This window comes from Agrobacterium sp. O3.4, assembly GCF_041414895.1.
GTDB lineage: Bacteria > Pseudomonadota > Alphaproteobacteria > Rhizobiales > Rhizobiaceae > Agrobacterium > Agrobacterium cucumeris.
The window spans coordinates 257,630-272,220 of sequence record NZ_JALPZP010000002.1; the positions used below are offsets into that span (position 1 = coordinate 257,630).

General features: G+C 59.2%; 17 protein-coding genes. 9 read left to right on the forward strand and 8 right to left on the reverse strand.

Going from position 1 to position 14,591, the window contains the following annotated elements; translation table 11 throughout:
• The first annotated feature begins 159 nt into the window (after window positions 1-159).
• Both M0412_RS13855 and M0412_RS13860 read left to right on the forward strand, forming a co-directional pair.
• Entirely contained in the window at window positions 160-1,704 is a 1,545-nt protein-coding gene (locus tag M0412_RS13855; protein ID WP_269698985.1) for a sigma-54 dependent transcriptional regulator, read from the forward strand.
• A gap of 209 nt (window positions 1,705-1,913) precedes the next feature.
• A complete protein-coding gene (locus tag M0412_RS13860; RefSeq protein ID WP_161991348.1) occupies window positions 1,914-3,791 on the forward strand; it encodes a DUF882 domain-containing protein in 1,878 nt (625 codons plus the stop codon).
• An 84-nt stretch (window positions 3,792-3,875) separates the two neighbouring features.
• Here M0412_RS13860 and pyk read toward each other — a convergent pair whose 3' ends face one another.
• Together pyk and M0412_RS13870 are read right to left on the reverse strand one after the other, a co-directional pair.
• Window positions 3,876-5,315 (reverse strand): pyruvate kinase, encoded by a 1,440-nt coding sequence (pyk, locus tag M0412_RS13865; RefSeq protein ID WP_062653036.1) that lies wholly within the window; start codon window positions 5,313-5,315, stop codon window positions 3,876-3,878.
• Window positions 5,315-5,713, reverse strand: a complete 399-nt coding sequence (locus M0412_RS13870; RefSeq protein ID WP_225244082.1) for a DUF1036 domain-containing protein — start codon at window positions 5,711-5,713, stop codon at window positions 5,315-5,317. Before M0412_RS13870 ends, pyk begins: the two co-directional genes overlap by 1 nt.
• A gap of 279 nt (window positions 5,714-5,992) precedes the next feature.
• Here M0412_RS13870 and M0412_RS13875 point away from each other — a divergent pair, with 279 nt between their 5' ends.
• The 3 genes from M0412_RS13875 to M0412_RS13885 all read left to right on the forward strand — a co-directional run bounded on the left by M0412_RS13875 (window position 5,993) and on the right by M0412_RS13885 (window position 7,515).
• Complete coding sequence (locus M0412_RS13875) at window positions 5,993-6,781, forward strand: N-formylglutamate amidohydrolase (protein WP_142841565.1); 789 nt, start codon at window positions 5,993-5,995, stop codon at window positions 6,779-6,781.
• A 15-nt stretch (window positions 6,782-6,796) separates the two neighbouring features.
• On the forward strand, window positions 6,797-7,102 hold the full coding sequence (locus tag M0412_RS13880) for a DUF1244 domain-containing protein (protein ID WP_269698986.1): 306 nt from the start codon (window positions 6,797-6,799) through the stop codon (window positions 7,100-7,102).
• Window positions 7,103-7,257: 155 nt separating this feature from the next.
• Window positions 7,258-7,515, forward strand: coding sequence for a DUF2312 domain-containing protein (locus M0412_RS13885; protein WP_006314683.1), 258 nt, complete (start codon window positions 7,258-7,260; stop codon window positions 7,513-7,515).
• 66 nt (window positions 7,516-7,581) lie between these two features.
• Here M0412_RS13885 and M0412_RS13890 read toward each other — a convergent pair whose 3' ends face one another.
• From M0412_RS13890 to M0412_RS13910, 5 genes are all read right to left on the reverse strand, one after another.
• Complete coding sequence (locus M0412_RS13890; protein WP_309568462.1) at window positions 7,582-8,187, reverse strand: tetratricopeptide repeat protein; 606 nt, start codon at window positions 8,185-8,187, stop codon at window positions 7,582-7,584.
• Window positions 8,188-8,288: 101 nt separating this feature from the next.
• Entirely contained in the window at window positions 8,289-8,414 is a 126-nt protein-coding gene (ykgO, locus tag M0412_RS13895) for a type B 50S ribosomal protein L36 (RefSeq protein WP_003497670.1), read from the reverse strand.
• A gap of 139 nt (window positions 8,415-8,553) precedes the next feature.
• Window positions 8,554-9,639, reverse strand: a complete 1,086-nt coding sequence (locus M0412_RS13900; protein ID WP_269698997.1) for a 5-(carboxyamino)imidazole ribonucleotide synthase — start codon at window positions 9,637-9,639, stop codon at window positions 8,554-8,556.
• Window positions 9,639-10,106, reverse strand: coding sequence for a 5-(carboxyamino)imidazole ribonucleotide mutase (gene purE, locus M0412_RS13905; RefSeq protein WP_035216131.1), 468 nt, complete (start codon window positions 10,104-10,106; stop codon window positions 9,639-9,641). The genes M0412_RS13900 and purE overlap by 1 nt, the downstream gene beginning before the upstream one ends.
• 47 nt (window positions 10,107-10,153) lie before the next feature.
• Window positions 10,154-10,357, reverse strand: a complete 204-nt coding sequence (locus tag M0412_RS13910; protein WP_006314698.1) for a YdcH family protein — start codon at window positions 10,355-10,357, stop codon at window positions 10,154-10,156.
• Window positions 10,358-10,592: 235 nt separating this feature from the next.
• Here M0412_RS13910 and M0412_RS13915 point away from each other — a divergent pair, with 235 nt between their 5' ends.
• Window positions 10,593-10,769 carry a YdcH family protein gene (locus M0412_RS13915; protein ID WP_142841561.1) on the forward strand — a complete coding sequence of 59 codons (177 nt, stop codon included), beginning with the start codon at window positions 10,593-10,595 and terminating at the stop codon, window positions 10,767-10,769.
• Window positions 10,770-10,881: 112 nt separating this feature from the next.
• On the opposite strand, the gene M0412_RS13920 is transcribed toward M0412_RS13915, so the two are convergent.
• On the reverse strand, window positions 10,882-11,646 hold the full coding sequence (locus tag M0412_RS13920) for a sulfite exporter TauE/SafE family protein (protein WP_269699001.1): 765 nt from the start codon (window positions 11,644-11,646) through the stop codon (window positions 10,882-10,884).
• 104 nt (window positions 11,647-11,750) lie between these two features.
• Between M0412_RS13920 and M0412_RS13925 the strand changes: the two genes are divergently transcribed.
• The 3 genes from M0412_RS13925 to M0412_RS13935 all read left to right on the forward strand — a co-directional run bounded on the left by M0412_RS13925 (window position 11,751) and on the right by M0412_RS13935 (window position 14,478).
• Window positions 11,751-12,404 (forward strand): thiamine phosphate synthase, encoded by a 654-nt coding sequence (locus M0412_RS13925; RefSeq protein WP_269699002.1) that lies wholly within the window; start codon window positions 11,751-11,753, stop codon window positions 12,402-12,404.
• An 8-nt stretch (window positions 12,405-12,412) separates the two neighbouring features.
• Window positions 12,413-13,513, forward strand: coding sequence for a tetratricopeptide repeat protein (locus tag M0412_RS13930; protein WP_269699004.1), 1,101 nt, complete (start codon window positions 12,413-12,415; stop codon window positions 13,511-13,513).
• A gap of 164 nt (window positions 13,514-13,677) precedes the next feature.
• Window positions 13,678-14,478: an inositol monophosphatase family protein gene (locus M0412_RS13935; protein WP_142841557.1), complete on the forward strand. Its 801-nt coding sequence runs from the start codon at window positions 13,678-13,680 to the stop codon at window positions 14,476-14,478.
• Window positions 14,479-14,591 lie beyond the last annotated feature (113 nt).

Genomic DNA, 14,591 nt, shown 5'->3' on the forward strand with positions numbered 1-14,591 from the left:
CTTCTGATTATGCTTGCGAAGCATATGGGGCCTTTGTTTCCCGCAGCAATGGATAAAATGCAAGCAAATCTCAAAACTGGATGTTCAAGTCTCCCGTGCCAGAGTGCGGCACAAGGGACCGCATGACGCAGGTCCATAAACCGGAAACCGGAGCCAAAAATGACCGCGCATGTTCTCGTGATAGACGATGATCCCGTCCAGCGCCGCCTGCTCAAAAATGCGGTGGAACGTTATGGGCATATGGCCTTGCTTGCCGAAAACGGTAGGGCGGGGCTGGAGCTGCTCAAGCAATATAGCGGTGAGATCAATGTCATCGTCCTCGACCTCATGATGCCGGAAATGGACGGTCTTTCCTTTCTGAAAGCCGTTGGCGAACTCGGCACCGATGTTCCCGTCATCGTTCAGACCGGGCAGGGCGGCATCGATACCGTCGTGCAGGCCATGCGCGCCGGCGCTTTTGATTTCGTCGTCAAGCCAGTCTCGCCGGAAAGGATCGGCGCGGCCATTTCCAATGCCCTCAAACTGGACAGGAGAGAAGCAAAGGCCCGCACGGGCAGGCGTGGACGGAGCAATGCAGTGAATTTTACCGATATCGTTTCCGCCAGCCCGGCAATGCTGAGGGTGATAGAACTGGCGCAGCGCGCCGCCCAGTCCAGTATTCCCGTGGTGCTGGAAGGCGAATCGGGTGTCGGCAAGGAAATGGTTGCCCGTGCCATCCAGTCGGCAGGCGACAGGGCGAACAAGCCGTTCATCACCGTCAATTGTGGCGCCATCCCGCATAATCTGGTGGAGAGCATTCTCTTCGGCCACGAGAAGGGCGCTTTTACGGGTGCTACGGAAAAACACATCGGCAAATTCATGGAAGCGGATGGCGGCACGCTGTTCCTCGATGAAATCGGCGATCTGCCGTTGGACGTGCAGGTGAAGCTGTTGCGCGCGGTTCAGCAGGGCGAAATCGAAACCGTCGGCTCGGCGCGGGTGCAGAAGGTCAATGTCCGGTTGATCTCCGCCACCAACAAGAACCTGATCGAAGAGGTGAAGGAAGGCCGTTTCCGCGAAGACCTTTATTATCGCCTCAATGTTTTCCCGATCACCATTCCGGCGCTGCGCCGTCGCAAGGAAGATATCCCGCATCTGGCGCGGGTTTTTGCCGAGCGTTTTTCCGCCGAACAGAAATTGCCCAATCCCGTCGGCCTTGATGCCAGCGCGCTGGCGCTTCTGACGGCCTATGATTGGCCCGGCAATATTCGCCAGCTTGAAAATGCGGTCTTCCGCGCCGTTGTCCTGTCGCAGGGCGAGGAACTGGCGGATACCGATTTTCCGCAGATCGCGTTGCAGCTCCCGGAATTCGCGGCGATGGACGATGCGGGTGACGCCATCCGGTCCCCATCCGGGTCGTCGCTGAAGCTGGCCGTCTATTCGCCGCCGCCTCCGCTCGCCGAAAGCCACGCTGTTGTGGAAGAGACAACGGATGTTTCCACCACCATATATCGGGGCGGAAACCTGATCTCGAGCATGGACGAGGCGGGCAATATTCGAAAGCTGGCCGAGATCGAAGAGGAGCTTATCCGCTTCGCGCTGCGTTTCTATCGCGGGCAAATGAGCCAGGTCGCCAGAAAACTCGGCATCGGCCGCTCGACGCTTTATCGAAAACTGAAGGATTACGGCATCGATCCCGACGATCCCCTTCGAGATGCCGCATGACGCCGCAAATGGCGCATTGCCCGGCAGATCGTGAAATTTGTTAACTTCTGAGCAAGGATATCCGCTTACCGTCTATAAACCTCTTGTTAGTGGCTGATTCACTATATAGAGGAAGGTTGCATGTGTGTGGCAATTTTGCCATCGTGTCACCGTATTTGACGTTCATTTGAGGCAATGTGACATAAATTGTCTTCCAGGCGGGGATCGAATTGCCATATCTGCATCGCAATAACGCGCTTTCGACAAAGATTGCGCGCGGCTTGATCAAGGATATATGCACGAAGCTGTCGGCGCGCGCTGTCACCTTTGCCTGCCTGATGCTCGCCGCCATGCCTTTCGTAGGTGTTTCGGCGACGGAAGCCGCCGCCGAAACGCGCAGCCTCAAACTGTATTATATCCACACACGCGAGAAGGCGGTCATTACCTTCAAGCGCAATGGAAAATATGATCAGAAGGGCCTGCAGGAACTGAACCGCTTCCTGCGCGACTGGCGTCGCAACCAGCCCACACGCATGGACCCGCGCCTTTTCGATCTCGTCTGGGAAGTCTATCGCCGCAGCGGCGCGACCGATTATATCAATGTCGTCTCGGCCTTCCGTTCGCCAGAGACCAACGGTCTTTTGCGTTCGCGCACCAAGGGTGTCGCAGAAAAAAGCCAGCATATGCTCGGCAAGGCCATGGATTTTTACATTCCCGGCGTGAAGCTTTCGACCCTGCGTGAAATAGGCATGCAGATGCAGATCGGCGGCGTCGGCTTTTATCCGAGCTCAGGTTCCCCCTTCGTGCACATGGATGTCGGCGGCGTTCGCGCCTGGCCACGTATGAGCCGCCAGGAACTCGTGCGTATCTTCCCGAAAGGCAACACGCTGCACGTTCCATCCGACGGCAAGCCGCTTCCCGGTTATGAGCAGGCGCTGGCGGATTACAAGAAGCGCGTCAACTCCTCCTCCGTTCAGGTTGCATCCAGCGCCGGTGCCGGTCCCGCTTCCTCTGGTGGTGGTGGCAAGCGCAAGACGCTGTTGCAGGCGCTGTTTGGCGGTGGTGGTGATGAGGATGAAGATCCCGATAGCATCGCAGCGCCGGCGCCGGCGGAACGCCCGGCCGTCGCTCGCCCGGCAACGCCGCAGCAGGCAGCACCTGAGCCAGAACCGACGATTGCGGTTGCTTCCGCCCAAGCTCTTCCGGGCGTGAACGATGCACCGCTGCCGACGGCTCGCCCTGCCTTTGGTAATCAGCCGCCGGCCAATACCGGTCTTGCCACTGCACTTTACTCCCCGGCCCGCAATGCCGCGCAGGATGCCCTGCAGGCCGCGACGACGCCAACGCCGGCTTCCGCTCCGGCCGAACGCCAGCAATTTGCCGATCTGGCTGAAGTCTCCGTGCCCGTGCCCACACTTCTCGGCCCGCGTGGCATGAGAGGTGATGCGGAAGGATCGATCCTGACGGCGTCTGCCGATGGTGCGACCCCTGCGGCAACCGGTGAGCTTGCCTCTGTTCCGGTTCCCGCTAATCGCCCGGCCGTGGCTGAAGCCCTTCTTGCTGCCGCCAATGCCGATCCGGAAGGCGAAGACGATCTCGCCGAGGCGCGGCAGGATACGCTTTCTCCGACGGTGGTTGCGGCGCTTGAACAGAGCGGTCAGGCCGCGCGTTCGCAGGTCCAGTCCGCTGCCATGCCGACCGCCGCGCCCTTCCCGGCTGCCGTCAACCACAAGGTCACCGTTGCACCGGCTGAAACCGCCAAGGCGGAGCCGCAGGAAGGTTTCGGCGATGCGTTCGATCTGAAGCCTGCCATCAATGGCGGCCTCACTGCCGGCTTGCCGACCAAGGGCTCGCGCCCGAGCAAGCAGGATGCCGCCGTTTCCCACCAGGCGATGGTCGGCGGTGGTCGCCTGACGCAGGATTCGATCTCTGACTGGGCGCTCAACCAGAACAAGGGTACGACTGGACGCTCGGTAAAGGCGCCGCGCGTTATCGCCAACCGCATGCTCAGCCACGACATGTCGGCTTCGGCCACGTCGGCAAGCTTCAAGCCGGGTGCGGCAGCAATCGAGTCCAGCCGCTTCAGCACACCGGTGAAGATGCACTGAAGCCTGCTTTTTCTGATGTGGCCGAAAGGCCAACAAAAAACCCGCCGTTGCCGGCGGGTTTTTTAATTCCTGGATATTCCTTTATCAGACGCCGCTCTGGCCGTCCGAGCCGATATAGGCGATACGCACCATATTGGTGGCGCCGGGGGTGCCGAGCGGCACGCCGGCAGAGATGATGATGCGGTCGCCCGGCTTGCCGAAACCTTCGGAAACAACAATGCGACAAGCGCGGTTCACCATGTCGTCGAGGTCGCTCGCATCACCGGTGACGACGCAGTGCAGGCCCCAGACGACCGACAGGCGGCGTGCGGTCTGGATGATCGGCGAAAGGGCAATGATCGGCACCTGCGGCCGTTCGCGTGCTGCACGCAGACCCGTCGTGCCGGACGAGGTATAGGTAACGATCGCCGACAGTTTCAGCGTTTCGGCGATCTGGCGGGCAGCGAGCGAAATGGCGTCGGCGCCTGTCGGCTCCGGCTGGGCGCGCTGCGCATAGATGATGTTGGAATAATGCGGATCCTGTTCCACGGTGCTGGCGATGGAGGCCATGGTGGAAACGGCTTCTACCGGATAGTCGCCGGAGGCGGATTCAGCCGAAAGCATGATGGCATCAGCACCTTCGAAGACGGCGGTAGCGACGTCGGATACTTCCGCGCGGGTCGGAACGGGCGCGGTGATCATCGATTCCAGCATCTGCGTGGCGACGACGACCGGCTTGCCGGCGCGGCGGCAGGCGCGCGTCAGCTGCTTCTGGATGCCCGGAACGGCCTCGAGCGGCATTTCTACACCAAGATCGCCGCGTGCGACCATCAAGGCGTCGGAAAGCTCGATGATTTCCTCGATGCGCTCGACGGCCTGCGGCTTTTCGATCTTCGACATCAGGCCAACGCGGCCGCGCGCGATCTTGCGCACTTCGGCAAGGTCTTCAGGACGCTGGACGAAGGAAAGTGCAACCCAGTCCACCTCGTTGGTGGCGAGAACGGCATCGAGATCGACGCGGTCCTTATCGGTGAGGACGCCAACGCCGAGCAGGGTGTCGGGAAGGCTGATGCCCTTGCGGTCTGAAATCTTGGTGCCGGAAACAACGGTCGTGACGATGCTCTTGCCGTCACATTTTTCAGCGCGCAGATGCAGCTTGCCGTCATCGATCAGCAGGCGGTGGCCTGGCTTGACCGCTTCGAGAATTTCAGGATGCGGCAGGAAAACGCGGGTGTTGTCACCGGGCGTGTCGTTATTATCCAGCGTGAAGGTCTGGCCTGCCACGAGATCGACCTTGCCTTCGGCGAATTTGCCGACGCGCAGCTTGGGACCCTGCAGGTCGGCAAGAATACCGATGGGGCGACCGTTACGGCTTTCGACCGAGCGGATACGCTGAATGAGCGTCCGCATCACGTCATGGCTCGCATGGCTCATGTTGATCCGGAAGAGATCGGCGCCGGCGAGATGCAGCTTCTCGATCATCGCCTCTTCCGAAGAGGCGGGGCCGAGAGTTGCAAGAATTTTGACTTTGCGGTTACGCTTCATCAGTTTTGATTTCCCTGTGTGCCTGGCGTATCGGAAAGCTGGACCATCCAGCTGCCCTGTCTGCCCGTGTCATATTCCTTGAAACCCATTCTCTGGAAGCTGCGGGCATAACAATCATCTACGCCGCCGATCTTGAACTCGTTTTCCGCCACGCACATGTTGACGTCACCGGTCCAGCGGCCGCCATGGGCGGCATCTTCGGCATAAAGATAATAATAACGCGATTGCAACTCACCCTCGATCAGCGTCGCGCAGGTCGAGGAGGGGACCTGCCACCAGCCTTCACTGACCCAGCCCTCCTGTGCCCGATAGCCGATTGCGACCCCCACGAGATTTTGCGTGCTGTTGCAGACGCGAAAATCCGCATGTGCGGTTTCCACGAACACAAACGGGGTCATAAACAATGCCGCTGCGGAAAAAAGACGGGCAAGGTGCCTGATGTGGCGAGGACGAGCGAGAGATGACTGAGTCACGGCTTCCATCCGGATTCCATGGTTATAATGAACACACTTCTTGGCGTGGCCGCCAAAGAAAGTCAACGCGAGTTTAATCGATTATATTGTTCGTGGGATCGTGAGTGCGGTAAGGTAGATGGCTGTTCTTCCGCCGAAACTTGCGCCCGGCCTCAAGCCATGCCATCAAGCTTTTCTCCTCAATCCTGCCCCAGAAAATCATCGATGAACGACTTCATACCTTATGAAATCATAGAAGGCGAATATGACAAAGGCATGGTTCTTCTGGCGGACCATGCGATGAACCTTCTGCCGGCACACTACGGCAAACTTGGCCTTCCGCAAACCGCTTTTCATCGCCATATCGCATTTGATATCGGCATAGAAGGGCTGACGCGGTCGCTCGCGGCCCGTCTTGGCGTGCCGGCGGTGCTCGGACGGTTTTCGCGGCTGCTGATCGACCCGAATCGCGGCGAGGATGACCCTACCCTCATCATGAAAATTTCCGACGGGGCAATCATTCCCGGCAATCACCCGATTTCGGATGAGGAGTGGCAAAGACGCATCGAGATTTTTCACCGCCCGTATCACAATGCCGTTGACCGCGTGCTGACCGGCGTTGCCGAAGCCTCGGGTGAAGCGCCGCTTGTTCTGTCGCTGCATTCCTACACGCCCTTCTGGAAGGAAACGCCGCGCCCCTGGCATGCGGCGGTTCTGTGGGACACGGATAACCGCGTGGTCGACCCGCTCCTGGCGCATCTGCGTGCGACCGGCGACATTCTCGTCGGCGACAACGAGCCCTATGACGGGGCGTTGAAGGGCGATACCATGTATCGCCACTGCATGATGAAGGGCATACCGCATGCGCTTCTGGAGGTTCGGCAGGATCTGATCGCAGATGAGGAGGGGATTGCGGCCTGGTCGAACCGTCTTGCTCCCATTTTCGCCGCAATGAACGACGATCCGGTTTTGCATGAATATCAGCTATTCGCCTCCCGCACCGGCCCCTATTGAGCCTGGAGTTGCCCCATGACGAAAGAGAACGACACACAGCAGATCGAGTTCGAGGCGGCTGCCTTCCGCCGTCTGGTGCAGCATCTTCGTGAGCGCCACGATGTGCAGAATATCGATCTGATGAATCTTGCCGGCTTCTGCCGCAATTGCCTTTCCAACTGGTACCGGGAAGCGTCTGAGGCGGCTGGCGCTCCGCTCAGCAAGGATCAATCCCGTGAAATCGTCTATGGCATGCCTTATGATGACTGGAAGGAAAAATATCAGGCGGAGGCGAGCGACGCCCAGAAAGCCGCCTTTGAGCAGAACAGACCGAAGGAATAACCCCCGATCGACGGAAACGACTTGACGTGAAGCCCGGCAATGGGCAGTTCACAGGCCTGAATTTGTGCCGCCCGGCTGGCGGCGACCGGCGAAAGTTTTAGCCCGGATGCAATGAACAGGGCTCACGCGAAAGAGCCGCCACTACGAAGGATGATATGATGGACGAAACGAGCACCACCGAAACCGTCGCCGCCGCCGAACTGCGCCAGTTCATCGAGCGCGTCGAGCGTCTCGAAGAAGAAAAGGCTGCCATTCAGGGCGACATCAAGGATGTCATGGGCGAGGCGAAGGGTCGTGGTTACGATACCAAGGCGATCCGCACCATCATCCGCCTGCGCAAGAAGGATGCCAACGAGCGCATCGAGGAAGAAACCATCCTGCAGACCTATATGGCAGCACTTGGCATGGAATGATCGGCTGACGGTCACTCAATAAAAAATCGCCGCTTTTGCGGCGATTTTTGTTTGGCCCCTTGGAACTCAGCCGCGTGTGCCGGCAAGCTTCTCGGAAAGATCGATGGCCTGTTTGCGGGCGTCCTTGTCAGCTGGATAAAGCGCCAGATAACGCTCCCATGCTTTCAGCGCCAGTTCGTCGCGTCCGGAGGCTTCGAGGATATTGGCAAGGCTCGCCAGCGCTGGAAAATAGCGCGGCTCCTTTTCGAGCGTCAGGTTGATATCCGCCATCGCCTTGCGGGTGTCGCCATCGGCAAAATGCACCATGGCGCGGCGATAGGGCGCCTGCACATAACCCGGATCGAGCAGAATGATCTGATCGAGAAAATCGTAAGCCGCGGCGTTGCGCTTTTCGTCGGAGGCTTCGCCTGCCCATTGCATCAGGAGATTGATCGTCGCGCTGCCGGAATCGTTCCATTCGGATGCAATCTGGTTGGCGATGCTGCGCGCCTTGACCGCATTTCGCTCTTTTTTCAACGATGCAAAAAGCGTGTCGATGGTTCCGGCCGGTGAAGGCGCGGCTTGCGTGGCCGCAGGCGTTTGTCCATCCGTGGCATGAGCGATGGAGGTCAGTCCTGATAATAGGAGACCCTGAGCGACGATAATAGCCATGCAAAAACGATTTGGGCGCATGGGTTAAAGATTAACCCGCCTGCGCCCAATATCAAATGCAAAGTTTTGCTCTGTCAACAAAGTGATCCGCGACGTTGAGCGCGAACCGCAGTCGCAGTCAATCAGCCCTGACGAGCCTTGAAGCGCGGGTTCTGCTTGTTGATGATGTAGACGCGGCCCTTGCGGCGAACCAGGCGGTTATCGCGGTGACGGGCCTTAAGCGCTTTAAGCGAATTCTTGATTTTCATTTTACTGGTCCGCAGTTTTGCACGGCTTTTACCGTGCTTATTCAAACAATCAAAAGCGCGCAACGGGGCGCGCTCTTTTCGGTTGGCAGGCAAATACCCGTTTGACCCCTGCCTGTCAACACTTGCAGGTGTCTTTGCCTTAAAAGACTGAGGCTTTTCCTGTGTGCAAAAGCTCGGTCACATGGCCCATCTTGCGGCCGGGTCGTGCTTCCGTCTTGCCGTAGAGGTGTACGAGACAGTCTTTTTTCGACAGCCATGCCGGAACATCATCAATGTCGTCACCGATGAGGTTGGTCATGACACAATCCGAATGACGGGCCGCGCTGCCGGGCGCAAGGCCGGACACTGCCCGTATATGCTGCTCGAATTGCGAGATCACACAGGCGGCTTCCGTCCAGTGGCCGGTATTGTGCACGCGCGGCGCCATTTCATTGGCAACCAGAGAGCCATCGGACAGCACGAAGAATTCGATGCCGATGACGCCGACATAATCCAGCGCCGCCAGAAGCTTCTCCGCAGACTGGACGGAAACTGCCGCAGCCGCTTTCGAGAGCGCAGCCGGCACGGTCGATGTGTGCAGAATGCCGTTCAGATGGACGTTTTCAGCCGGATCGTAGCAGACAACGGTGCCGTCCCTGAAGCGAGCGGCGATAATCGATATTTCCCGCTCGAAGGCGACGAAGCTCTCAAGGATGAGCGGCACGCCACCGAGCGCGTCGAAAGCACCTGCGCCGTCCTCGCCACCGCGGAACAGGCGCTGTCCTTTGCCGTCATAGCCCATGCGGCGGGTTTTCAGCACGCCCTTGCCACCAAAAGCCGCCAGGGCGGCCTCCAGTTCTTCCTGGCTGTCGATGGCGCGAAAATCGGCCGTCGGAATGCCGCAACCGTTGAGGAAGCGCTTCTCGGTCAGCCTGTCCTGCGAGGCGTTGAGCGCCTGTGGCGGCGGATAGACGGGAACGGAGGCGGCGAGCATTTCGGCTGCCGCCACAGGCACGTTCTCGAATTCATAGGTCACGACATCGCAGCGACGGGCGAGTTCCGCAAGGGCGCTTTCATCGTCATAATCCGCGACGATCTGGTCGTTGCAAACCTGGGCGGCCGGACAATCAGCCTGCGGCTCCAGCACGATGGTACGGTGGTTGAGACGCGCGGCCGCCATCGCCAGCATGCGGCCAAGCTGCCCGCCGCCAATGATGCCGATGGTCAGATCATTCATCTTCGCCATCACTGGGCGCTGTCCATCGGATATTCGGCGACGGCTGCCGACTGGCGCGCGCGCCATGCATCCAGCCGGTCGGCCAGATCCTCGTCACTGAGCGCCAGAACCGCAGCCGCCAGAAGTGCGGCATTGATGGCGCCGGCCTTGCCGATGGCAAGCGTGCCGACGGGAATGCCGGCCGGCATCTGCACGATGGAGTAGAGGCTGTCCTGTCCGGACATGGTCTTGGACTGTACCGGAACGCCGAAGACAGGCAGAGGCGTCATGGCGGCGGTCATGCCCGGCAGGTGGGCGGCGCCGCCAGCACCTGCGATGATGACCTTGAAGCCTTCGTCTTTGGCGCCATTGGCGAAATCATAAAGCCGGTCCGGCGTGCGGTGGGCGGAAATGATGCGCGCTTCATATTCGACATCAAGCGCATCGAGCGTATCGGCGGCGTTCTTCATGGTCTCCCAGTCCGACTGGCTGCCCATGATGATGGCGACGGGGGGTGTTTCTGCTGTCACGTGATTTCTCCGGATCAGGCGATGATGTCGGGAATGACCTGATCTTCGATCTGGGTCATCTTGTCCTTGACGGCCAGCTTTTTCTTTTTCATGCGCTGTATCCGCAGCGCATCGCAGCTGGTCTGGATCATCGCGTTGATCGCCGCGTCATAGTCCTCATGCTCCTGGCGCAGCCGCGCCAGCGTGAGCCTGATGTCCGCCTGGTCCTGATCGGGCATCTTGTCATCCCCATTTTATGCCAGCCGGATAGCCTCCGGCGCGTATGTCATCGTTCACGAGCCTCTATCATCAAATCGCGGTAACGGGAAGTTATCCCTTGCGACCAAATTGCCCACTTATTGCCTTCATTTCGCCTTCGACAATATCGTTAATCCATGTCACATTGTCGTCGCAAACCTGAAACTCCAGCGATGGAGAGCTGGAGGTAGGTTTAAAAAAGGAAGGACGTGCCGCATGACCATTCAGGCTCATATTGCATCGCTCGAAAAGAAACACGGCGCTCTGGAGGAGCAGCTCGAAAGTATTCTTGCTTCCCCGTCTTCGGACGATACGGAGATTGCCGACCTCAAACGTCGTAAACTGCGCCTGAAGGATGAATTGCAGAGGCTCAGAGCCTCCACTAGGCATTGAATGGAATAAGCTACACCGCAGCCTTTGATGAAATGAAGGACTGACGGTTTGTTCTCTTTCGGCCCCGGCAGCACCTGTGGTGCAGTCGGGGCTTTTTATTGGCTGTCGAAGGCTAAAACGGCAACCCGTCCCATAGCAGCTTCGATGCGGCGACAAGCGCCATCGTATACATGAGCGGATAAAACACTGATGGTTTCATGTATTTCACCACTTTGGCGCCAGCGAGTGTCGCCAGCATCGCCACGGGCAGCAGGCTTGCCGATGTCTTGAGGTTGGTGGCGTCAAGCGCACCCAGCGCAAAATAGGGGATGAGCTTGATTGCATTCATGATGGCGAAGAAACGCACGCTCATGCCGGTATAGGTTTTGGGATCCAGTTTTAGCGGCAGGACGTAGATCTGGAAGGGCGGCCCGCCCGCATGGGCGACGAAACTCGCATAACCCGACAGGCTGGACCAGAGCGTCGCGGCCGCCGGTCGTTGCGGTTTGGCCGGGATTGCCTGCCCCCTTCGGCTTTTGAAGCTCTCGTAAAAATAGCGCATGACGAAGAGGATGGTTACCGAGGCGACGACAAGGCGCATGGCGTCTGCCGATATGAGGCTCGAGGTGGCCCAACCGAGCGTGATGCCGGCGATTGCGCCCGGCAACATGATGAGGAGCGTTTGACGATGGTTATGGTGCCGCCACGCCCAAAGCGCCACGAGATCCATGACGATCAGGATCGGCAGAAAGATCGCCGCCGCCTGCACGGGCGGGATCGCCAGTGCCATAAGCGGCACGCCCATCAGTGCCAGCGCACCACCCAGCCCACCCTTGGAAAGGCCGACAAGCACGACTGCGGGAATGGCGACGAGAAAAAAATGAAAATCGGTCAGCATGGATGGATGGTTGATCCTTTCGCCGGTCCGGTTTATCGGATTTATCATATCAAAACGAGTGCAGATCGCTCCGGAAGTGTCTTCTGCCTGAAATGGACGAACCGATGACCATAGTTGAAGACCGTTGCCGCCTTGTCCTGATCGTCCCGCAATCGGGCGATGCGCAAAAGCAGGCGGCAGATTTGGAAGACGCATTGCGGGGCGGCGATGTGGCCTCCGTCATCATTCCGCAATACGATCTGGATGACGCGTCTTTCCAGAAGTGGGCCGAACTCATTGTGCCGACCGTTCAGAAAGTGGGTGCTGCCGCTCTCATCGCCGGCGACAGCCGCGTCGCCAGCCGGGTGAAGGCGGATGGCCTGCATGTGGCTGGTAATGCCGAGGCGCTTGCCGAGGCCGTGGAAAACTTTACGCCGAAACTGATCGTCGGCGGTGGCAATGCGGATGACCGCCACAAGGCTCTGGAGATGGGTGAGGCCAATCCGGATTACGTCTTTTTTGGCAAGCTGGAAGGTGACATCAAGCCGGAGGCCCATCCCAAAAACCTGGCGCTTGGCGAGTGGTGGGCGTCGATGATCGAAATCCCGGCCATCGTCATGGGCGGCACGGATCCGTCCTCGGTGGTTGCCGTGGCTGAAACCGGCGTGGAATTTGTGGCGATGCGCAGCGGCGTTTTCGGCAATGACGCCGGTGCCGCCCAGGCGGTTTCTGAAATCAACGCTTTGCTTGACGAAAAAGCGCCACGGTTTGGCGGTTGATACAGGCGATGTTCATGCGCTCGGTTCCTTTCTGCTTTTCCGTTTCGCTGCTGGCGCTTGCTTTTGGCGCACCGGCGGGCGTTGCCTTTGCTCAATCCGGGCCGCAAAGCGAGAGCAATGCGCTCTCCCGCCAGATGGAGGATGAGGCGCAGCCTTCCCGTCAGGGCAGGGTGCAATCCGAGGAACAGAAGGATCTGCAGCCGTCGCAGGGCGTCAACGTCTATCAGCGCATGGGCGCAGACCTGCCGGCACTGCCGCCTGAGAAGGAATTCAAGGGCAGGATAGATGAGGCCTACGGGCATTTCCAGCGCGGCGAATATGTGCAGGCGCTCGACAAGGCGCTGAGCCGCGCGCAAAACGGCGATGCGTCCGCGCAGACGCTGGTGGCCGAAATGATGTCGCGCGGCCTTGGTATCGCTCGCGACGAGAAGACCTCGGCCTTCTGGTATCAGCAGGCGGCGCAGGGTGGCGATCCCGTTGCCATGTTCAAATTCGCCCTGATCCTGATGGAAGGCAAATTCGTTACCCGCGACAAGGCCAAGGCCGACGATTTCATGCGCCGGGCGGCGGAAGCCGGCAATGCGTCCGCTCAGTTCAACTGGGGGCAGATACTGGTTTCGGAAAATCCCGGCGCCAAGGGCCTGCTGATGGCCATGCCATTCTACGAAAAATCCGCCGAGCAGGGCATTGCCGACGCGCAATATGCGGTGTCGCAGATTTACTGGTCGGTCAAGGATGTGCCGGCAGACAAGAAGGCCAAGGCGCGGGATTGGCTGATGCGGGCCGCAAAGGCAGGATACGATACCGCGCAGGTCGATCTCGGCATCTGGCTGGTCAACGGTTTCGGTGGCGAGAGAAATCTGGAAGAGGGCTTCCGCTGGCTTTATGGCGCGGCGCAGCGCGGCAATGTCATTGCGCAGAACAAGGTGGCGCATCTTTACATTCAGGCGCTCGGCACCCGGCCAGATCCGGTGGAGGCGGCCAAATGGTATGTGCTTTCCCGCCGCGCCGGGCTCAAGGATCCGGCTCTCGAGGATTTTTATCTCGGCATCACCGACGAGCAGCAGAAAAAGGGGATAGAGGCCGCAAATCGTTTCCGTCCGACGTGATGCAGGCCCGATCTTCCGGTGCCGGCTGGCCGGTGCGGGCTTTTTGCCTTGAATTTCCGCGCGTTTTGTGGTCTTGAACCGAAAACTTTCAATTCAAGAAAATAATGACGTGCCTGCCCGATGCGCTTTCGGGCGGTTCGCAAGCTTTCCAGGAAACAAATTCGATGGCCCGTTCAGCCCTTCTCAATGTCATGGTTCAGGCCGCCATCAAGGCGGGTAAGTCTTTGTCGCGTGACTTCGGTGAAGTGCAGAACCTTCAGGTTTCGGTCAAGGGACCGAGCGATTTCGTCTCGCAGGCGGATCTGAAAGCCGAAAAGATCGTGCGCGACGAGCTGATGAAAGCCCGCCCGACCTACGACTTTCTGGGCGAGGAAGGTGGCGAGGAAAAGGGCACGGATGGCGCGCATCGCTGGATCGTCGATCCGCTTGATGGCACCACCAACTTCCTACACGGCATTCCGCATTTCGCCGTTTCCATCGCGCTCGAGCGCAATGGTGAAGTTGTCGCCGGCGTGATCTTCAATCCGGCCACCGACGAACTCTACACCGCCGAGCGTGGCGGCGGCGCGTTCCTCAATGATCGCCGCATTCGCGTTGCTGCACGCAAAGCGCTGACCGATTGCGTCATCGGCTGCGGCGTTCCGCATCTTGGCCGCGGCAATCATGGCAAATTCCTCGTCGAGCTTCGCCACGTCATGGGCGAGGCCGCCGGCATCCGCCGTATGGGCGCTGCAGCACTCGATCTCGCCTATGTGGCAGCAGGCCGTCTGGATGGCTTCTGGGAAGCCGAGCTTTCTCCGTGGGATATGGCGGCCGGTCTAGTGCTGATTCGTGAGGCCGGCGGTTTTGCTTCCGACATCAAGGGCGGCACGGATATCTTCGGCAGCGGCACCGTTGCAGCCGGAAATGAATATATCCACAAGTCGCTTGTGGAAGTCGCCAACCGCCCGATACCGGGCCGCTGATCGATTTCGGCAGAAAACCTGCCGTTTAATGCAAGTTTCAGGCGCCCGGCGAACCCTTGCCGGGCGTTTTTGTTTTTCTGCGCACGGTCCGCTTCCGGTTTTGTAAAATGCCT

Coding starts and splice junctions, on each gene's coding strand:
- M0412_RS13880 (WP_269698986.1), top strand. CDS start 6,797: ATGACGAAAGAGAACGACACACAGCAGATCGAGTTCGAGGCGGCTGCC.
- M0412_RS13855 (WP_269698985.1), top strand. CDS start 160: ATGACCGCGCATGTTCTCGTGATAGACGATGATCCCGTCCAGCGCCGC.
- M0412_RS13935 (WP_142841557.1), top strand. CDS start 13,678: ATGGCCCGTTCAGCCCTTCTCAATGTCATGGTTCAGGCCGCCATCAAG.
- purE (WP_035216131.1), bottom strand. CDS start 10,106: ATGGGCAGCCAGTCGGACTGGGAGACCATGAAGAACGCCGCCGATACG.
- M0412_RS13930 (WP_269699004.1), top strand. CDS start 12,413: ATGTTCATGCGCTCGGTTCCTTTCTGCTTTTCCGTTTCGCTGCTGGCG.
- M0412_RS13915 (WP_142841561.1), top strand. CDS start 10,593: ATGACCATTCAGGCTCATATTGCATCGCTCGAAAAGAAACACGGCGCT.
- M0412_RS13920 (WP_269699001.1), bottom strand. CDS start 11,646: ATGCTGACCGATTTTCATTTTTTTCTCGTCGCCATTCCCGCAGTCGTG.
- M0412_RS13925 (WP_269699002.1), top strand. CDS start 11,751: ATGACCATAGTTGAAGACCGTTGCCGCCTTGTCCTGATCGTCCCGCAA.
- M0412_RS13900 (WP_269698997.1), bottom strand. CDS start 9,639: ATGGCGAAGATGAATGATCTGACCATCGGCATCATTGGCGGCGGGCAG.
- M0412_RS13870 (WP_225244082.1), bottom strand. CDS start 5,713: ATGACCCCGTTTGTGTTCGTGGAAACCGCACATGCGGATTTTCGCGTC.
- ykgO (WP_003497670.1), bottom strand. CDS start 8,414: ATGAAAATCAAGAATTCGCTTAAAGCGCTTAAGGCCCGTCACCGCGAT.
- M0412_RS13910 (WP_006314698.1), bottom strand. CDS start 10,357: ATGCCCGATCAGGACCAGGCGGACATCAGGCTCACGCTGGCGCGGCTG.
- M0412_RS13885 (WP_006314683.1), top strand. CDS start 7,258: ATGATGGACGAAACGAGCACCACCGAAACCGTCGCCGCCGCCGAACTG.
- M0412_RS13875 (WP_142841565.1), top strand. CDS start 5,993: ATGAACGACTTCATACCTTATGAAATCATAGAAGGCGAATATGACAAA.
- pyk (WP_062653036.1), bottom strand. CDS start 5,315: ATGAAGCGTAACCGCAAAGTCAAAATTCTTGCAACTCTCGGCCCCGCC.
- M0412_RS13890 (WP_309568462.1), bottom strand. CDS start 8,187: ATGCGCCCAAATCGTTTTTGCATGGCTATTATCGTCGCTCAGGGTCTC.